Origin of the sequence: Tistlia sp. (genome assembly GCF_040905785.1) — a bacterium.
Taxonomy (GTDB): domain Bacteria; phylum Pseudomonadota; class Alphaproteobacteria; order Kiloniellales; family DSM-21159; genus Tistlia.
Genome location: NZ_JBBDQW010000008.1, coordinates 1 through 18308 on the forward strand (window position 1 = coordinate 1; position 18308 = coordinate 18308).

General features: G+C 72.7%; 15 protein-coding genes and 1 pseudogene. 12 read left to right on the forward strand and 4 right to left on the reverse strand.

The genetic code is table 11. From position 1 onward, the window contains the following. The 4 genes from WD341_RS02360 to WD341_RS02375 all read left to right on the forward strand — a co-directional run. Window positions 1–2069, forward strand: a 2069-nt coding sequence (locus tag WD341_RS02360) for an NAD-glutamate dehydrogenase domain-containing protein (RefSeq protein WP_368423808.1), incomplete at its 5' end; no start/stop codon positions are given. A 150-nt stretch (window positions 2070–2219) separates the two neighbouring features. Further along, a complete protein-coding gene (locus WD341_RS02365) occupies window positions 2220–2795 on the forward strand; it encodes a class I SAM-dependent methyltransferase (protein WP_368423809.1) in 576 nt (191 codons plus the stop codon). A 113-nt stretch (window positions 2796–2908) separates the two neighbouring features. Further along, window positions 2909–4288 (forward strand): MFS transporter, encoded by a 1380-nt coding sequence (locus WD341_RS02370; protein WP_368423810.1) that lies wholly within the window; start codon window positions 2909–2911, stop codon window positions 4286–4288. A 178-nt stretch (window positions 4289–4466) separates the two neighbouring features. Further along, window positions 4467–5375: a LysR family transcriptional regulator gene (locus tag WD341_RS02375; protein WP_368423811.1), complete on the forward strand. Its 909-nt coding sequence runs from the start codon at window positions 4467–4469 to the stop codon at window positions 5373–5375. A gap of 186 nt (window positions 5376–5561) precedes the next feature. Here the strand turns inward: WD341_RS02375 and purH are convergent, their stop codons facing one another. The 3 genes from purH to WD341_RS02390 form a co-directional block, all read right to left on the reverse strand. Then, window positions 5562–7121: a bifunctional phosphoribosylaminoimidazolecarboxamide formyltransferase/IMP cyclohydrolase gene (gene purH / locus WD341_RS02380; RefSeq protein ID WP_368423812.1), complete on the reverse strand. Its 1560-nt coding sequence runs from the start codon at window positions 7119–7121 to the stop codon at window positions 5562–5564. A gap of 63 nt (window positions 7122–7184) precedes the next feature. After that, the gene (locus WD341_RS02385) at window positions 7185–9152 is read right to left on the reverse strand and encodes a polysaccharide biosynthesis protein (RefSeq protein ID WP_368423813.1); all 1968 of its coding nucleotides are present in this window, start codon (window positions 9150–9152) and stop codon (window positions 7185–7187) included. 224 nt (window positions 9153–9376) lie between these two features. Next, a complete protein-coding gene (locus tag WD341_RS02390; RefSeq protein ID WP_368423814.1) occupies window positions 9377–10471 on the reverse strand; it encodes a glycosyltransferase family 4 protein in 1095 nt (364 codons plus the stop codon). Between the two features lie 289 nt (window positions 10472–10760). On the opposite strand from WD341_RS02390, the gene ffh reads away from it, so the two are divergent. From ffh to rplS, 6 genes and pseudogenes are all read left to right on the forward strand, one after another. Further along, window positions 10761–12188, forward strand: coding sequence for a signal recognition particle protein (ffh, locus tag WD341_RS02395; RefSeq protein WP_368423815.1), 1428 nt, complete (start codon window positions 10761–10763; stop codon window positions 12186–12188). After that, window positions 12185–12979 carry a VOC family protein gene (locus WD341_RS02400; RefSeq protein ID WP_368423816.1) on the forward strand — a complete coding sequence of 265 codons (795 nt, stop codon included), beginning with the start codon at window positions 12185–12187 and terminating at the stop codon, window positions 12977–12979. The genes ffh and WD341_RS02400 overlap by 4 nt, the downstream gene beginning before the upstream one ends. An 83-nt stretch (window positions 12980–13062) precedes the next feature. Next, window positions 13063–13422 (forward strand): annotated as a pseudogene (gene rpsP / locus WD341_RS02405) (30S ribosomal protein S16); the annotation flags it as partial. Window positions 13423–13579: 157 nt separating this feature from the next. Beyond that, window positions 13580–14140: a ribosome maturation factor RimM gene (rimM, locus tag WD341_RS02410; protein ID WP_368423817.1), complete on the forward strand. Its 561-nt coding sequence runs from the start codon at window positions 13580–13582 to the stop codon at window positions 14138–14140. A 94-nt stretch (window positions 14141–14234) separates the two neighbouring features. Next, window positions 14235–14987 (forward strand): tRNA (guanosine(37)-N1)-methyltransferase TrmD, encoded by a 753-nt coding sequence (trmD, locus tag WD341_RS02415; protein ID WP_368423818.1) that lies wholly within the window; start codon window positions 14235–14237, stop codon window positions 14985–14987. A gap of 12 nt (window positions 14988–14999) precedes the next feature. Beyond that, window positions 15000–15479 (forward strand): 50S ribosomal protein L19, encoded by a 480-nt coding sequence (rplS, locus tag WD341_RS02420; RefSeq protein ID WP_368423819.1) that lies wholly within the window; start codon window positions 15000–15002, stop codon window positions 15477–15479. A 72-nt stretch (window positions 15480–15551) separates the two neighbouring features. On the opposite strand, the gene WD341_RS02425 is transcribed toward rplS, so the two are convergent. Then, on the reverse strand, window positions 15552–16046 hold the full coding sequence (locus WD341_RS02425) for an N-acetyltransferase family protein (RefSeq protein WP_368423820.1): 495 nt from the start codon (window positions 16044–16046) through the stop codon (window positions 15552–15554). 203 nt (window positions 16047–16249) lie between these two features. Between WD341_RS02425 and leuC the strand changes: the two genes are divergently transcribed. Both leuC and leuD read left to right on the forward strand, forming a co-directional pair. Continuing rightward, complete coding sequence (gene leuC / locus WD341_RS02430) at window positions 16250–17674, forward strand: 3-isopropylmalate dehydratase large subunit (RefSeq protein WP_368423821.1); 1425 nt, start codon at window positions 16250–16252, stop codon at window positions 17672–17674. An 18-nt stretch (window positions 17675–17692) separates the two neighbouring features. After that, entirely contained in the window at window positions 17693–18304 is a 612-nt protein-coding gene (gene leuD, locus WD341_RS02435; protein WP_368423822.1) for a 3-isopropylmalate dehydratase small subunit, read from the forward strand. Window positions 18305–18308: the final 4 nt, after the last annotated feature.

Consider the following 18308-nt stretch of genomic DNA (forward strand, 5'->3'; position numbering starts at 1 on the left):
ACGCCTTCGCCTCGGGCGGCTCGGCCGGCTACGACCACAAGGCCATGGGGATCACCGCGCGCGGCGGGTGGGAGGCGGTCAAGCGCCACTTCCGTGAGCTCGGCAAGGACACTCAGGCCGAGGACTTCACGGCGATCGGCGTCGGCGACATGGGCGGCGACGTCTTCGGCAACGGCATGCTGCTGTCCCGGCACATCCGGCTGCTCGGCGCCTTCAACCACCTGCACATCTTCGTCGATCCCGATCCCGATCCGGCGCGCAGCTTCGAGGAGCGCAGGCGGCTGTTCGAGGAGGCCAGGGGCTGGGACCACTACGACGGCGCGCTGATCTCCGCGGGCGGCGGCGTGTTCGACCGCAAGGCCAAGTCGATCAAGGTCAGTCCGCAGATGCGCGGCGCCTTCGGCCTGACCCAGGACGCGGTGACCCCGAACGAGCTGATCCGGGCGATGCTGCGGGCGCCGGTCGAGCTGCTCTGGTTCGGCGGCATCGGCACCTACGTCAAGTCGAGCGAGGAGAGTCACCTCGACGTCGGCGACCGCGCCAACGACGCGCTGCGCGTCAACGGCGAGGAGCTGGGCGCCAAGGTCATCGGCGAGGGCGCCAACCTGGGCATGACCCAGAAGGGCCGCATCGAGTATGCCCTGCGCGGCGGCCGGCTCAATACAGACGCCATCGACAACTCCGGCGGCGTCGACTGCTCCGACCACGAGGTCAACATCAAGATCCTGCTCGGCAAGGCCGAGCGCGACGGCCGGCTGACCCGCGAGCAGCGCAACGAGCTGCTCGCCGGGATGACCGAGGAGGTCGCGGCCCTGGTGCTGCGCGACAACTACCTGCAGACCCTGAGCATCAGCGTCACCGAGCGGCTCGGCGCGCACCTGCTCGACCGGCTCGGCCGCTACACCCGGAGCCTGGAGCGCGCCGGCAAGCTGGACCGGGCGCTGGAGTACCTGCCCGACGACGAGGAGCTGGCGGAGCGCTTCAACGCCGGGCGCGGCCTGACCCGGCCCGAGATCTCGGTGCTGCTGTCCTACGCCAAGATCGACCTGTTCGAGCGGTTGATGAGTTCCGGCCTGCCCAGCGACCCCTATCTGGACCTCGAGCTCAAGCGCTACTTCCCGCGGCCGCTGCAGGAGCGCTTCGCCGAGGACATCGAGGCGCACCGGTTGCGCCGCGAGATCGTCGCGACCCAGGTCACCAACGCGGTGGTCAACCGCATGGGCATCGCCTTCATCCACGAGGTCGGCGAGAAGACCGGCATGCCGGCCGACGAGATCTGCCGCGCCTACCTCGTCACCCGCGAGGCCTTCGGCCTGCGCGACCTCTTCGCCGCGATCGAGGCGCTGGATGCCCAGGTCGGGGCCGATGTCCAGTACGCGATGCTGATCGAGTGCGGCCGCCTCGCCGAGCGCTTCGTCGTCTGGCTGCTGCGCAACGAGCCACAGGGCTTCGACATCGCCGCGCTGGTCGAGCAGTACGGCAGCGGCGTGGCCGAGCTGAAGCAGGTCATCGGCGAGCTGCTTCACCACGACGACCGCCGCGCCCTCGAGGCCGAGGTCGCGCGCTTCGCCGAGGCCGCGGTGCCGGAGGCCCTGGCCCTGCGCATCGCCTCGGCAGAATACCTGGGCTCGGCCGGCGACGTGGTGCGCATCGCCCGCGAGTCGGGGCTGCCGGTCGTCGAGGCCGGACGTCTCTACTTCCGGATCGGCAGCCGCTTCGGCTTCGACTGGCTGCGCCGCCTCGCCGGCCGACTGCCGCGCGACAGCGCCTGGGACAGGCTGGCCGTCACGGCGATCGTCGACGACCTCTACGGCTACCAGTTCCAGGTCGCCCAGTCGGTGGTCGTGGCGGCCGCCGCCTCGCCGACCGCCAAGCGGCGCGGCAAGCGCAAGGCCGGCGAGTCGGGAGGCGATACCGCAGAGCTCGCGCTCGACCTCTGGGCCGCAGAGCGCACCGTCCAGGTCACCCGAACCGACCAGCTGCTGGCCGAGTTGCGGGCCATGGCAAGCCCCGACCTCGCCATGCTGGCGGTCGCCAACCGCCAGCTCAAGTCGCTGGTCGGCGGCTGACGGGGAACGGCGGCCGGACCGGGAGAAGCGAAGCCCTGACGAAAGAACCGAAGGAGAAGACCGATTACCGAGCACAGACGTGACGACGAAATCGCCCAGGCCTCGGGCCGCCTGCACGGGGTCTACGGCGCGACCGGCCAGGACGAGCTGATGGACCGCTACGCCGCCTGGGCGCGCGACTACGACCGCGACGTCCTGGTGCTCGGCTACCAGCTGCCCCCGGTCGTGGCCGGGCTGTGCGGCCGGCACCTGCCGCCCGGCGCCGGGGCGATCCTCGACGTCGGCTGCGGCACCGGGCTGATCGGCCTGGCGCTGCAGGCGCTCGGCTACGACCGGATGACCGGCGCCGACCTCTCCGAGGCGATGCTCGCCGTCGCCGGTGCGCGCGGCTGCTACGAGGCCACGGTGCGCGCCGAGCTCGGCAAGCGCCTCGACTTCCCGGACGGCAGCTTCTACGCCGTCGTCGCCTCCGGGGTCTTCACCCAGGGCCACGCCCCGGCCTCGGCCTTCGAGGAGCTGGCCCGGATCACCGCCCGCGGCGGCCGGGTCGTCGTCACCTGGCGCGCCGACGGCAGCCACGCCGACGGCTACCGCAGCGTCGCCGAGGCGCTGGCCGAGGCCGGGCAGTGGCGGCTCCTCGACCGCAGCCGGCCCTACGTCGTCTTTCCGCTCTCGGAGGCCGACGCCGACGTGCTCAACCTGGTCTCGGTCTACGAGAAGCTTTAGGGTCGCCCGCCGCCCTTCCCGGCGCCGGCGTCCCCGGTTATCCGCTTGAGCCCGCGTCGGTAAGCTGCCAGCGTGCCGGGCAGCTTACCGACGAACAGGGGAGACTCCGCCCGGTGCAGGTGCAGCAGGACGGCGGGGCCGCGGCCCCCGGGGAAGCGACGCCCGGGCCAGCCGAGTCGAGCCCCGCGCGTGGCGCAAAGGCGGGCGGCCGGCTCGCGAACCGGCGCGCGATCATCGCCTGGTGCTTCTACGACTGGGCCAACTCCGCTTTTCCGACCGTCATCGTCACCTTCGTCTTCGCCGCCTACTACACGCAGGTCCTGGCGCCAGATCCCGAGACCGGCACCGGCCAGTGGGGCCTGGCGATGTCGCTGTCGGGGATCGCCATCGCGATCCTGGCGCCGATCCTCGGCGCCGTCGCCGACCAGGGTGGGCGGCGCAAGCCCTGGATCGCGGTTTTCTCGCTGCTCTGCATCGCGAGCGGCGCCGGCCTGTGGTTCGCCGAGCCCGATCCCTCCTGGGCGCTCTTCGCCCTGGTCCTCGCGGCCCTGGCCAACCTCGCCTTCGAGATCGGCACGGTGTTCTACAACGCCATGCTGCCCGAGGTCGCGCCCGCGCGACTCTGGGGCCGGGTCTCGGGCTGGGCCTGGTCGCTCGGCTACGCCGGCGGCCTCGCCTGCCTGGTGCTGACCCTGGTGCTCTTCGTCCAGCCGGCGGAGCCGCTGCTCGGTCTCGACAAGGCGAACTCCGAGCACGTGCGCATCGCCGGTCCCTTCGTCGCCCTCTGGTTCCTCGCCTTCGCCCTGCCGATGTTCCTCTTCACGCCCGACCGGACGGGCAGCGGCATGCCGGTCGGGCGGGCGATCGTCCAGGGGCTCTCGGCCCTGCGCCACTCGCTGGCCAAGCTGCCCAAGCAGGGCGTGGTCCTGCGCTACCTGATCGCGCGCATGTTCTACACCGACGGTCTCAACACTCTGTTCGCCTTCGGCGGGATCTACGCCGCCGGCAGCTTCGGCATGGACTTCACCGAGATACTGGTCTTCGGCATCCTGCTCAACGTGACCTCAGGGCTCGGCGCCTTCGCCTTCGCCTGGGTCGACGACTGGATCGGCCCGAAGCGCACGATCTTGATCGCCGTCGGGGCACTGACGCTGCTCGGCGGGGCGATCCTGCTGATCGAGACCAAGCTCTGGTTCTACATCCTGGGCAGCGCGATCGGCATCTTCATCGGGCCGGCGCAGTCGGCGAGCCGGACGCTGATGGCGCGCCTCGCGCCGGCCAAGGTCCGCACCGAGATGTTCGGGCTCTACGCCCTGTCAGGCAAGGTCACCGCCTTCATGGGCCCGGCCGCCGTCGGCGGCATCACCGTCCTCACCGGCTCGCAGCGCTGGGGCATGACGGCGATCCTGGTGCTCTTCGTCGTCGGCTTCGTCCTGCTGCTGCCCCTGAAGGAGCCGCCGCCGGACCCCGACGGGGCGCCGCCGCTGGTCTGAGCCGCCCTCGCCCGAACGCCGGTCCGCGAGCCGCCCGGGCGGGTGGGAAAATGCCGCCGTCGCCCCTTGCGATACCGCGCCCGATGCCATAGCTAATTCCGGGAGCAGGTGAGGATAATGCGGCCAACGACGCCGTCATTGTTTCCAATGTGGCATAGGCGGGGGTGGCGGGCGGTCGATGGACAACGTCAGCGAAATGGAGGTCTTCGTCCGGGTCGTGCAGGCCAAGTCCTTCTCGGAGGCCGCGCGCGGACTGGGCCTGTCGCCCTCGGCCGTCTCCAAGCAGATCGGCCGGCTGGAGGACCGCCTGGGCGCGCGCCTGCTCAACCGCACGACGCGCCAGCTCTCCCTGACCGAGATCGGCGCCGCCTTCCACGAGCGCGCCGAGCGCATCGTCGGCGACATCGCCGAGGCCGAGCGCGCGGTCAGCCATCTGCACGGCGCGCCGCGCGGACAGCTCCGGGTCAACGCGCCGGTCGCCTTCGGGATCGATCACTTGGCGCCGCTGCTGCCCGGATTCATGGCGCAGAACGCCGAGGTCTCGGTCGACCTCTCGGTCAACGACCGCTTCGTCGACCTGGTCGAGGAAGGTATCGACGTCGCGATCCGCATCGGCGAGCTTGCCGATTCCAGCCTGATCGCCCGGCGCCTGGCAGCCAACCGCCGCGTCGTCTGCGCGGCGCCGGCCTACCTGGAGCGCCGCGGCACCCCGGACTCCACCGGTGCCCTGAAGCGGCACAACTGCCTCGTCTACACCTACCGCCAGCAGCGCCGCGAATGGCACTTCGACGGCCCGCACGGCCCCGAGGTGGTGACGGTCAGCGGCGACCTCGAGACCAACAACGCCCAGGTCCTGCGCATGGCGGCGCTCGGCGGCCTCGGCATCGTCCTGCTGCCGCTCTGGCTGGTCGGCCAGGACCTCACCGAGGGCCGGCTGATCGAGGTGCTGCCGCAGTACCACGTGCCCGACAGCGCGATCTACGCGGTCTGGCCGGCGGGCCGGCACCTGTCGCCCAAGGTCCGCGCCTTCGTCGACCACATCGCCGCCGAGATCGGCGAGCTGGCCAAGGCCTGGGAGCGGCGGTAGGCGCTGCCGCCCGCGCCTGCACGCTTGCATGGTTCGACAGGCTCACCATGAAGCACCGGCGCGGCCCTCCCAGGCCCCAGATCGCGCTTCACGGTGAGCCTGTCGAACCGCGAAGGGCGAGGCGCGAAGGCCTCCAGTGGACCGAATTCCCTACTTCGCCGCCTGGACCTTGGACAGGGCCGGCCCTCAATGCCGGAAGTGGCGCATGCCGGTGAAGACCATCGCCAGGTCCTTGTCGTCGGCGGCGGCGATGACCTCGGCGTCGCGCACCGAGCCGCCTGGCTGGATCACCGCCGTGACGCCGGCCTCGGCGGCGGCGAGCAGGCCGTCGGCGAAGGGGAAGAAGGCGTCGGAGGCGACGACCGCGCCAAGGGTGGCCTGCGCGCCCAGCGCCTCCTCGGCCTTGCGCGCGGCGATGCGCGAGGAATCGACGCGGCTCATCTGGCCGGCGCCGATGCCGAGCGTCGCACCTTCCCGGGCGTAGACGATGGCGTTCGACTTGACGTGCTTGGCGACCCGGAAGGCGAACAGCAGGTCGTTGAGCTCGGCCTCGCTCGGCGCGCGGGCGGTGACGACCTCCAGGCGGTCGCGTGCGACCCGGCCATTGTCACGGCCCTGCAGCAAGAAGCCGCCGGCCAGGGACTTGAAGGCCCAGCCCGGCGCCGCCGGGTCGGGCAAGGCGCCGGTCGCCAGCACCCGCAGGTTCTTGCGGGCGGCGAGCAGCGCCGCCGCCGCCTCCTCGATCGCGGGGGCGATGACGACCTCGGCGAACAGCTCGGCGATCCGCGCCGCGGTCGCCGCGTCGAGCGGCCGGTTGAGCGCGACGATGCCGCCGAAGGCGCTGACCGGGTCGCAGGCCAGGGCGCGGCCGTAGGCGGTCTCCAGGGTTTCGGCCTCGGCGACGCCGCAGGGGTTGGCGTGCTTGACGATGACCACCGCCGGCCGCTCGAACTCGGCGACCGCCTCGAAGGCGGCGTCGGTGTCGTTGAGGTTGTTGTAGCTGAGCTGCTTGCCCTGCAGCTGGCGCGCAGTGGCGACGCCCGGGCGGCTCTCGGCGGTGCGGTAGAAGGCGGCCGCCTGGTGCGGGTTCTCGCCGTAGCGCAGCGGCTCGCCGCGCCGGCCGGCCAGGCTGATCTCGAGCGGGAAGTCCTCGCCCAGCTGGCCCGCGAACCAGCCGGCGATCGCCGCGTCGTAGGCGGCGGTATGGGCATAGGCCTTGGCGGCGAGGCGGCGCCGGGTCTCGAGGCTCGTGTTGCCCTCGGCCTCGAGGGCGCTGGCCGCCGCCGCGTAGTCGTCCGGGTCGGTCAGCACCGTGACGTGGGCGTGGTTCTTCGCGGCCGCGCGGATCAGCGCCGGCCCGCCGATGTCGATGTTCTCGATGCAGGTCTCGAAGTCGGCGCCGCCGGCGACGGTCTCGCGGAAGGGGTAGAGGTTGACGACCAGCAGGCCGATCGGCGCGATGCCGTGCTCCGCCATCTGGGCGCGGTGCGCGGCGAGGTCGGGCCGGCCGAGCAGGCCGCCGTGAATCTTCGGCTGCAGCGTCTTGACCCGGCCGTCGAGGATCTCAGGAAAGCCGGTGTGGTCCGCGACCTCCGTGACGGCAAGGCCTGCCTCGCGCAGGACCCGCGCCGAGCCGCCGGTCGACAGCAGCTCGATGCCCTGCCCGGCCAGCCGCCGTGCCAGTTCGAGGAGGCCGGTCTTGTCCGAAACCGACAGCAGGGCGCGCTCGATCCGCGGCAGGGTCATGCTCAGGGGGCTCCTTGGTCTGGCTGTCTTGCGCGCCCAGCGCGCGCGGAGGGAAGGGAGGGGTTAGCGGGCGATGGCCGGCGCGCCGGCAGCGGCCGGTGCGAGGAGCGGGCCGCCGTTCAGGCTGGCTTCGGGTACCAGGCGCGCCAGCAGGGCCAGCAGGGCGGCGCGGTCGCGGGCCTGGGCGGCCTCGGCCAGCTCGTCGAGGGCGCGCGCCAACAGCGCCGGATCGGCGATGCGGGGTGCCGCCAGCAGCAGCCCGGGCTGCCCGGTCGGCAGGGGCGGCTCGGCGTCGTGGAACAGCTCCTCGAAGAGCTTCTCGCCGGGGCGCAGGCCGGTAAAGACGATCCCGACCTCCTCGTAGGGCTTCTTGCCCGCAAGGCGGATCATCTGCTCGGCCAGCTCGACGATGCGGATCGGCTTGCCCATGTCGAGCACGAAGATGCGGCCGGCGGCGTCCGCCGCGGATTCCGTGCCGAGCGCCGCGGCCTGCAGGATCAGGCGGACCGCCTCGCCGATCGTCATGAAGTAGCGGGTCATGTCCGGGTGGGTCACGGTCAGCGGACCGCCGGCGGCGAGCTGGCGGTGGAACAGCGGGACGACCGAGCCGGTCGAGCCGAGCACGTTGCCGAAGCGCACGGTGACGAAGTGCGTGCCGCCGCCCGCCGCCGCCTTGTCCCCGGTCTCCGCGCGTCCGGCCAAGTCGAGGGCCTGGCAATAGGATTCGGCGAGCCGCTTGGAGGCGCCCATGACGCTGGAGGGGTTGATCGCCTTGTCCGTCGAGACCAGCACCATGGTGCCGACCCGGTGGCGCCGGCAGGCGTCGGCGACGACCCGGGTGCCGAGCGTGTTGGTCAGCACGCCCTCCTCGGGGTTCTCCTCGACCAGGGGCACGTGCTTCAGCGCCGCGGCGTGCAGCACCAGCTCCGGCGCCTCCTCGGCGAAGGCCGCCTCGATCGCTCCGGGGTCGCGGACGTCGGCGATGCGGGCGCCGCGCGGCAGCGCCGGGTGCCGCTCGGCGAGCTCGCGGTCGATGGCGTAGAGATTGAACTCCGAGGCCTCGAGCAGGACCAGGCGGGCCGGCGCCAGCGCCGCGACCTGGCGCACCAGCTCGCTGCCGATCGAGCCGCCCGCGCCGGTGATCAGGACCCGGCGACCCTCGACCAGGCGCCGCGGCGGCTCGGGGTCGAGCACCGCCTGCGGCCGGCGCAGCAGGTCCTCGAGCGCGACCGGGCGCAGGGTCGCGCTCGCGCCGCCGGTCAGGTCGGACAGGCGCGGGACGCGCGCCAGGGTCATGCCGTTGGCGTCGGCGAAGGCGAGCAGGCGGGTCAGCGCCTCGCGGCCCAGGGTGCGGGTCAGCACCAGCCGCTGCGGGCGCCGGCCGCTGCGCCGGACGGCGGCCTCGACGACCCGCTCCAGCTCGTCGAGGCGGCCGAGCACCGGCACGTTGCGGATCGAGCGGCCGACCCGCTTGCCCTTGAGGTCGACGAGGCCGACGACCTCGTAGGGCGCGTGGCGGTCGCGCGCGGCATTGCGGATGAACTCGTCGGCCTCGTCGCCGGCGCCGACCAGCAGGACCGGCACGCGCAGGTGCGCGTCGCGCTCCATCAGGTGCTCGGTCGAACGGTACTTGAGCAGCTGGTAGAAGAGGCGCGGGCCCGCCAGCAGGGTGCAGAGCACGAACCAGTTGGTCGCCAGGGCCGAGCGCGGGTAGGCCTCCAGGCGGGTCATCATGAAGCTGATCAGCAGGAACAGCGCCAGCGCGATGCTGACCGCCCGGACGATGGCGACCAGGTCGTTCAGCGAGGCGTAGCGCCAGATCCCGCGGTACAGGCCGCCGAGCAGGAAGACGCCGGCGCAGCACAGGGTGTAGACCCCGAGCGAGAGCAGCAGGTCCCGCTCCAGGCGGACCAGGCCCTGGGCGCCCTCGCGCAGGTAGAGCGCCAGGATGAAGGCCAGCACCGCCATCGTCAGGTCGTGCAGGAAGGCGACTGCAGCCTTGACGCGAACGCCCTGCAGGCCGTCGCTCACCGCCGCGCGGACCCGCTGCGTCAGGCGATCCGTCAGGCGAGGGCGGTCCCTTGGAGTCGGGCGGTCCATCGAACTCGGGCGCTCCATCAGTCGATCGGGTCAGCGCAACCGGCCAGGCAACCGAGGGCGGCGGGCCGGTCGAGGCGGCCAGGACCAGCGTCCCGGCGCGTCGTCCCGCCTTCCCCGCCGATCGTCCGAGGCCTTAGCAGGCGCCGCGCCCCCCTTCAAGCGCCCTGACCCGCCCCGCCTCCAGCCCCGGCGCCGCGCGCGAGCACCCGCAGCAGCAGGCCGACCAGCAGGACCGCGCCCGCCAGCACGGCCGGGGCGCCGAGCGGACCGGCGAGCAGGGCCAGGACGACCAGGCCGGCGCCGGCCAGGGCGACGCGGCGCGCGACCTGGGCGTGGTCGAGCCCGCGCTGCACCGCGCGCTGATAGAAATGCTCGCGGTGGGCGCGCCACACCCGCTCGCCGCGCAGCGCCCGGCGCAGGAGGGTCAGGGTCGCGTCGGCCCAGTAGTAGCCCGGCAGGATCAGGGCCGCCGCCCACTGCCCCTCGGCGGCGGCGAGCAGCAGCAGCCAGCCGAGCAGGAAGCCGATCGGGACCGAGCCGACGTCGCCCATGAAGATCCGCGCCGGCTGCCAGTTCCAAACCAGGAAGCCGAGCGCGGCCGCCGCGACCAGCAGCGCCAGGCCGGCCGGCAGCAGCGCGCCGCCGAGGGCGAAGACCAGCGCCAGGCCGATCCCGAGGCTGGCGCTCTCGACTCCGGTGATGCCATCGATGCCGTCCATGAAGTTGTAGAGGTTGACGAACCACAGCCAGGCCACGGCGGCGAGCAGGCGGTCGAGCCAGGGCGGCAGCAGGCCCTGGAACACCAGGCCGAAGCCGGCTTCGGACAGGAATGCCAGCGCCGCCGCGACGGCGAGGACCTGCACGGCGAGGCGCGGCCCGGCGCCGAGCGTCGCCACGTCGTCGACGAAGGACACCGCCGCCAGCGCCAGCGCGCCGGCGTAGACCGCGAGGAAGGCCGGCACCAGCGCCGCCTCGAGGCCGGCGGCGGTCGCCTGCCAGACCAGCAGCGGCCAGCCGACCAGCAGCGCGCCGACGACCGAGAGCCCGCCGCCGCGCGGCGTCGGGGCGGTGTGGCTGGAGCGCTCGTTGGGCCGGTCGAGCAGGCCGCGGTCGCCGAGCAGGCGGACCAGCAGGCCGGTGCCGCCCAGCGACAGCAGGAAGACCAGCGCCAGCGCCCCGGCCAGCGGCAGGGTCAGCGGCAGCAACTCGGACCAGCTCGTCGGCACAGAGGGCGGCACGGAGGGCGGCATGGCGCCCGGCTTACCCGCTGCCGAAGCGCCCGGCAACGCGCAAAGCGCCGACGCGAGGGCCAGCGCCCCCTTGGGCGGCCGGCGGGCGGGCGGATTCCGGTTGACCCTGCCGGGGCGCCTGCCTATTTTCCGCGCTCCACCGTCAGGCCCGTCCTGCGGTTCCGAGGAGCCCCGCCAGTCCGCGAGTGTCGCGCACTGGCGCGTTTTGCGTTGTCGCCTCGGCTGCATCCGGCGCCGGGGCCGGTTGCCACCGACGAACGGCCGCCGACGAACGAAGGAAGTGCCGCCCGTGTTCGAAAGCCTGCAGAGCCGCCTGTCCGACGTCTTCGGCAAGCTGACTCGCCGCGGCGCGCTCAGCGAGGCCGACGTCCAGGCGGCGCTGCGCGAGGTGCGCATCGCGCTGCTCGAGGCCGATGTCGCGCTGCCGGTGGTCAAGGACTTCATCGACCAGGTCCGCGAGAAGGCGATCGGCCAGGAGGTCCTGCGGTCGGTCACCCCGGGCCAGATGGTCGTCAAGGTCGTCAACGACCACCTGGTTGAGATGCTCGGCGGCAAGGACGCCGAGACCGAGCTCGACCTGGAGGCGACGCCGCCGGTGGCGGTCATGCTGGTCGGCCTGCAGGGCTCGGGCAAGACGACGAGCTGCGGCAAGATCGCGATCCGGCTCAAGGACCGCGGGCGCAAGAAGGTCCTGATGGCCTCGCTCGACGTGCGCCGGCCGGCGGCCCAGCAGCAGCTCGCCGTGCTCGGGCAGCAGGCCGGGGTCGCGACCCTGCCGATCGTGCCCGGCGAGCCGCCGGTCGCCATCGCCCGCCGCGCCATGACCACCGGCGCGCTCGAAGGCTACGACGTCGTGCTGCTCGACACCGCCGGCCGCCTCGCCATCGACGAGGCGCTGATGGCCGAGGTCGCGGCGGTGCGCGACGCGGTCAAGCCGCGCGAGACCCTGCTCGTCGCCGACGCCATGACCGGCCAGGACGCGGTCAACGTGGCCCAGGCCTTCAACGAGCGGCTCGGCGTCACCGGCATCGTGCTGACCCGCGTCGACGGCGACGCGCGCGGCGGTGCCGCGCTCTCGATGCGCGCGGTCACCGGCCGGCCGATCAAGCTGCTCGGCGTCGGCGAGAAGCTCGACCAGCTCGAGGCCTTCCACCCGGACCGCGTCGCCTCGCGCATCCTCGGCATGGGCGACATCGTCTCGCTGGTCGAGAAGGCCGCCGAGTCGATGGAGGCCGACGAGGCCGAGAAGATGGCCCGCAAGCTGGAGAAGGGCCGCTTCGACCTCAACGACATGGCGCAGCAGCTCCGGCAGCTGACCAAGATGGGCGGCCTCGCCCAGCTGATGAACCTGCTGCCCGGCAACCAGCAGATGCAGCAGCAGATGAAGAACGCGAAGATCGACGACAAGATGGTCAAGCGCCAGCTCGCCATCATCTCGTCGATGACCGAGAAGGAACGCGTCCATCCGGAGGTCATCAAGGCCTCGCGCCGCCAGCGCATCGCCAAGGGCTCCGGCACCTCGGTGCAGGAGGTCAACAAGCTGCTCAAGCAGTTCGCCGACGCCTCCAAGATGATGAAGCGCGTCCAGAAGCTCGGCAAGAAGGGCATGGCGCGGGCCGGCCTGCCCGGCCTCGGCGGGCCCGGTGGCGGCATGGGTGGCGGCATGGGTGGCGGCGCGGGTGGCGGCCTGCCGCCGGGCTTCGGGAGGCGGCGATGAGCGGCTTCGCCGGCGTCACCCTGGGCGCGAACGACTTCGCCCGCGCCCGTGCCTTCTACGACGCCGCGCTCGCGCTGCTCGGGCTGGCGCCGCTGGTCGCGCGCGAGGCCGAGGCCGGCTACGGGCGCGCCGGCGGCGAGGCCGTGCTCTCGCTGCTCAGGCCCTTCGACGGCCTGCCGGCGACCTGGGGCAACGGCACCCACGTCGCCTTCCTGGCCGCCTCGCCCGAGGCGGTCGACGGCTTCCACGCTGCCGGTCTCGCCGCCGGCGGCAGCGACGAGGGCGCGCCCGGCCTGCGGCCGCACTACGGCGACGACTACTACGGCGCCTACCTGCGCGACCCCGTCGGCAACAAGCTGCAGGCGGTGCACTACCTGGGCCAGGACCCCGCGCTCGCCGAGGCCGAGCCCTTCTCCCACGTCACCCTGGGCTGCAACGACCTGGAGCGGGCCCGCGCCTTCTACGATCCGGTGATGGCCGCGCTCGGCCTCGCCCGTGTCGTCGACGAGGCAGATCTCTCCTACGGCTACGGCGCCGCCGGCAGCCGCCTGCCCTGGGTCTACGCCCACCGCACCTTCGACGGCCGGCCGGCGACCTGGGCCAACGGCTTCGAGGCGATGTGGCGCGCCGGCAGCCCGGCCGAGGTCGAGGCCTTCCACGCCGCCGGCCTCGCCCACGGCGGCTGCGACGAGGGCGGCCCCGGCCCGCGGCCCTACCGCGAGGGCTATTTCGGCGCCTACCTGCGCGACCCCGACGGCAACAAGCTTCACGCCTTCTGCATCGAAGGCTGAGGCCGGACCCCCCGATCACCGGACCCTACCGATCACCGGACCCCACCGATCAACAGCGTTTTCCCACGAGGAGCGAAAAGAAGATGTCCATCAAGATCCGCCTGGCGCGCGGCGGTGCCAAGAAGCGCCCCTTCTACCAGATCGTCGTCGCCGACGCGCGCAGCCCGCGCGACGGCCGCTTCATCGAGCGGCTCGGCAGCTACAACCCGATGGTGCCGCAGGACCACCCGGACCGCATCGTGCTGCGCGAGGAGCGGATCCGGCACTGGCTGTCGGTCGGCGCCCAGCCGACGGACCGCGTGGCGCGCTTCCTCGGCCAGGCCGAGATCATCGCCAAGCCGACCTACAAGGAGCAGCCGAAGAAGAGCGCGCCCAAGGCCAAGGCCCAGGAGCGCCTGAAGGAGCGCGAGGACGCCGCCAAGGCCGCCGCCGAGGCCGCCGCGCCGGCTCCCGAGCCCGCGCCCGAGCCCGCTCCGGAGGCTGCCGCCGAGCCTGCTGCCGAGGCTGCCCCGGAGGCTGCCGCCGAGCCTGCCGCCGAGGAGGGCGAGCCCAAGGCGTGAGCCTGCGGGCTCGCGGCCCCGGCGCGGAGCGGCGGATCCCATGGCGCCCAAGCGTCTCTGTCTGGCGGCCATCGTCGGGGCCCACGGGGTCCGCGGCCTGGTCAGGCTGAAGACCTTCACCGAGGTGCCGGAAGCCGTCGCCGGCTACGGCCCGCTCAGCGACGAGGCGGGCGCGCGCTGGTTCCGGCTGACCCTCAAGGGGCGGGTCAAGGACCTGCTGCTGGCGGCCATCGAGGGTGTCGAGGACCGCGATGCCGCCGAGGCGCTGCGCGGCACCCGCCTCTACCTCGAGCGCGGCCGGCTGCCGGAGCCCGAGGATCCCGGCGAGTTCTACGTCGCGGACCTGGTCGGGCTGGCGGTCGAGACCGCCGCGGGCGAGCGGCTCGGGCGGGTCAGCCAGGTCGTCGACCACGGCGCCGGGCCGATCCTGGAGGTGACGCCCGAGGCGGGGCCGGTCTTCGACCTGCCGTTCGTCGAGGCGGTGGTGCCGACGGTGGACATCGCCGGCGGCCGGCTCGTCGTCGAGCCGCCGCCCGGGGAGCCGCCCCAGGACCCTGCGGAAGGGCCGGGCAGGGAGCCGCCAGGGGAGCCGGAGCAATGAGTCGGAACCCTGGAGCCGTAGGACGCCGGAAAGGCTGGACAAAGCAGCGGGAAGCCGCCATAAAGCGCGCCTTCCGGAGGAACGGCTGCGAACCATGAGCGAGCCCGGGACCCAGCCCCTCGAGCAGGGGACGCCCTGGACCGCCTCGGTCCTGACGCTCTTTCCGGAGGCCTTTCCGGGCACCCTGGGACTGAGCCTCGCCGGCCGGGCCCTGGAGCGCGGGATCTGGCGCCTCGAGGTCGCGGACATCCGGGACTTCGCCCTGGACCGCCACCGCTCCGTCGACGACGCCCCCTTCGGTGGCGGCGCCGGCATGGTGATGCGGCCCGACGTGGTGGATGCGGCGCTGGCGAGCGTCGCGGAGCGGCCGGGGCCGCTGATCTACCTCAGCCCACGGGGCAGGCTCCTGGACCAGGAGCTGGTCCGCGAGCTGGCGGCGGGACCGGGCGTGCGGCTGCTGTGCGGCCGCTTCGAGGGCGTCGACGAGCGGGTGCTCGAGGCACGCGGCGTTGCGGAGGTCAGCATCGGCGACTACGTCCTCTCGGGCGGCGAGGTCGCGGCGCAGGTCCTCCTCGAGGCCGCGGTCAGGCTGCTGCCGGGCGTCATGGGCAACGCCGAGAGCCCGGCGGAGGAGAGTTTCGAGCGGGGCCTCCTGGAGTACCCGCAGTACACGCGCCCCGCCGAATGGCAGGGGCGCGCCGTGCCGGAAGCCCTGGTTTCCGGCCACCACGCACGGGTTCGGCAGTGGCGCCGGGAGCGTGCCGAGGAACTGACGAGGGAGCGGCGTCCGGATCTCTGGCGCCGTTTTCAGCAGGCCGCCGCGGGCGGCCGTGACACGAAAGATTAGGGACCGAAGGCCATGAACGTGATCCAGCAGCTCGAGCAGGAGCAGATCGATGCGCTGACCGCCCAGCGGGCGGTGCCGCAGTTCTCCCCGGGCGACACCCTGCGCGTCAACGTGAAGGTGGTCGAAGGCACCCGGGAGCGTGTCCAGGCCTTCGAAGGCGTCTGCATCGCGCGCAAGAACCGCGGCATCAACTCGAACTTCACGGTGCGCAAGATCTCCTACGGCGAGGGCGTCGAGCGCGTCTTCCCGCTGTACAGCCCGCGCATTGACTCGATCGACGTCGTGCGCCGCGGCGACGTCCGGCGCGCCAAGCTCTATTACCTGCGCGGACTCACCGGCAAGGCGGCCCGCATCGCCGAGCAGACGACCGGCGCCAAGGCGAAGATCATCCAGGCCGAGCGCGAGGCCGCGACCGCGGTCAAGGAGGAGGCCAAGGCCAAGGCCGCCGCAGCCAACGCCGAAGCCAAGGCCAACGCCGAAGCCAACGGCTGAGCCGCCGGGCCTTCGCCGGCCCGCCCGCTCATCGAGTTCGGAAGCCGTCGCGGTCCTGCCGCGGCGGCTTCTTCAATCGAGCAGCAGCTTGAAGCCGACGTGGCTGGCCGAGAAGCCGAGCCGCCCGTAGAAGCGGTGCGCCTCGCCGCGGCTGGCGTCGCTGGTCAGCTGCACCAGGCCGCAGCCGGCGGCGTGGGCGCGGGCGATCGCCTCCTGGATGAGTAGCGCGCCGAGGCCGCGCCCGCGCAGCGGCCTGGCGATGCGCACCGCCTCGATCTGCGCGCGAACCAGGCCCTGGCGCGCCAGGCCCGGCAGCAGCATCAGCTGCAGGCAGCCGACGATCTCGCCCGCCGGCGTCTCGGCGACCAGCAGCTTGTGGCCGCCGGCCGCCCGCATCCGCTCGAAGGCCTCGCGGTAGCAGTCGGCAAGCGGCCTCCCGGGGCGCTCGCGCGTCGTGCCCAGGGCGTCGTCGGCGAGCAGCGAGACGATCGTCTCGAGGTCGGCCTCGGCCGCCTCGCGGAAGCGCACGACCGGCGGGGCCGGCTTCTGGTCCGAAGCAATTGCCATGGCCCCTGCTTTAGGCCGCTTCGCCGCGCCGGAAAAGAGCTGGCGACCTCGACCCGGCTCCCCCTCGCCGCATGGGCGCCATGCGCCCGGCGCCGACTCTTTGACCCCGCCGCCTTCGGCGCTATGCTCGCCGCGCCCCGGGGAAGGCCGCGTCAGAAGGCTGCCGGGAGACCTTGCATCCGGAAGAGGAAGATCCGCCCGCCATGGCACAGCCGCGCACGCTGTTCGAGAAGATCTGGGACAATCATCTGGTCGAGCGACAGGAGGACGGCACCTGCCTGCTCTACATCGACCGCCACCTGGTCCACGAGGTCACCAGCCCCCAGGCCTTCGAGGGGCTGCGCCTGAGCGGCCGCAAGGTGCGCCGCCCGCAGGCGACGCTGGCGGTGCCCGACCACAACGTGCCGACCTCGGACCGCTCCAAGGGCATCGAGGACGAGGAGAGCCGGATCCAGGTCGAGACGCTGTCCTCGAACTGCGCCGAGTTCGGCGTGCCGCTGATCGAGATGAACGACGTCCGCCAGGGCATCGTCCACATCATCGGGCCCGAGCAGGGCCTGACCCAGCCCGGCATGACCATCGTCTGCGGCGACAGCCACACCTCGACCCACGGCGCCTTCGGGGCGCTCGCCTTCGGCATCGGCACCAGCGAGGTCGAGCACGTGCTGGCGACCCAGACGCTGATCCAGCGGCCGGCCAAGAACATGCGAATCGCCGTCGACGGCGACCTGCCGCCCGGCATCACCGCGAAGGACCTGGTGCTGGCGATCATCGGCCGGATCGGCACCGCCGGCGGCACCGGCCACGTCATCGAGTACGCCGGCCCGGCGATCCGGGCGCTTTCGATGGAAGGCCGCATGACGGTCTGCAACATGTCGATCGAGGGCGGCGCGCGGGCCGGCCTGATCGCGCCCGACCAGACCACCTTCGACTACCTGAGGGGCCGGCCGCTGGCGCCCAAGGCCGGCGCCTGGGAGCAGGCCGAGGCCTTCTGGCGGACGCTGCCCTCCGACGCGGGCGCCGCCTACGACAAGGAGGTCACGCTGTCGGTCGCCGAGATCGAGCCGCAGGTGACCTGGGGCACCTCGCCCGAGGACGTGCTGCCGATCTCGGGCGTCGTGCCCGACCCCGCGGCGATCGCCGACGAGGGCGCGCGCCAGGGCGTGGAGCGCTCGCTGAAGTACATGGGCCTGACGCCCGGCACGCGCCTGCAGGACGTCGCCGTCGACAAGGTCTTCATCGGCTCCTGCACCAACGGCCGGATCGAGGACCTGCGCGCCGTCGCGGCCATCGCCCAGGCGGCGACCGCCAAGGGCCGCAAGGTCGCCGAGGGCGTCTACGCGATGGTCGTGCCGGGCTCCGGCCTGGTCAAGGAGCAGGCCGAGGCCGAGGGCCTGGACCGGATCCTGGTCGAGGCCGGCTTCGACTGGCGCGAGCCCGGCTGCTCGATGTGCCTGGCGATGAACGCCGACAAGCTGAAGCCCGGCGAGCGCTGCGCCTCGACCTCGAACCGCAACTTCGAGGGCCGCCAGGGCCCCGGCGGGCGGACCCACCTGATGAGCCCCGGCATGGCGGCGGCGGCGGCCTTCACCGGCAAGCTGGCCGACGTCCGCGCCTTCCTCGGCTGAGCGGAAAGGCAGCAAGCAATGGAAAAGTTCACCACCCTGACCGCGGTCGCGGCGCCGCTGCCGGTCGACAACGTCGACACCGACAAGATCATCCCGGCGCGCTACCTCAAGACCATCAAGCGCACGGGCCTCGGGGCCGGCCTGTTCTCCGACCTGCGCAAGGACGGCGACGGCAAGGGCGGCGCCTTCGTGCTCGACCAGCCGTCCTACAAGGACGCCAAGATCCTGGTCGTCGGCGAGAACTTCGGCTGCGGCTCGTCGCGCGAGCACGCCGCCTGGGCGCTGCTCGACGCCGGCATCCGCTGCGTCATCGGCGAGTCCTTCTCGGACATCTTCTCCTCCAACGCCTCCAAGAACGGCATCCTGCTGATCCAGGTGCCGCCCGAGGACATCGCCAAGCTGCTCGACGACGCCTCGCGCGGCGCCAACGCGACGCTGACGGTCGACCTCGAGGCCCAGACGATCCAGGGGCCCGACGGCGGCACGCTCGGCTTCGAGATCGACCCCTGGCGCAAGCACTGCCTGCTGAACGGCCTCGACGACGTCGCCCTGACCCTGCAGAAGGACGCCGCCATCGAGGGCTTCGAGGGCGGGCAGAAAGCCCAGCAGCCCTGGCTCTACGGCGCCTGAGCCC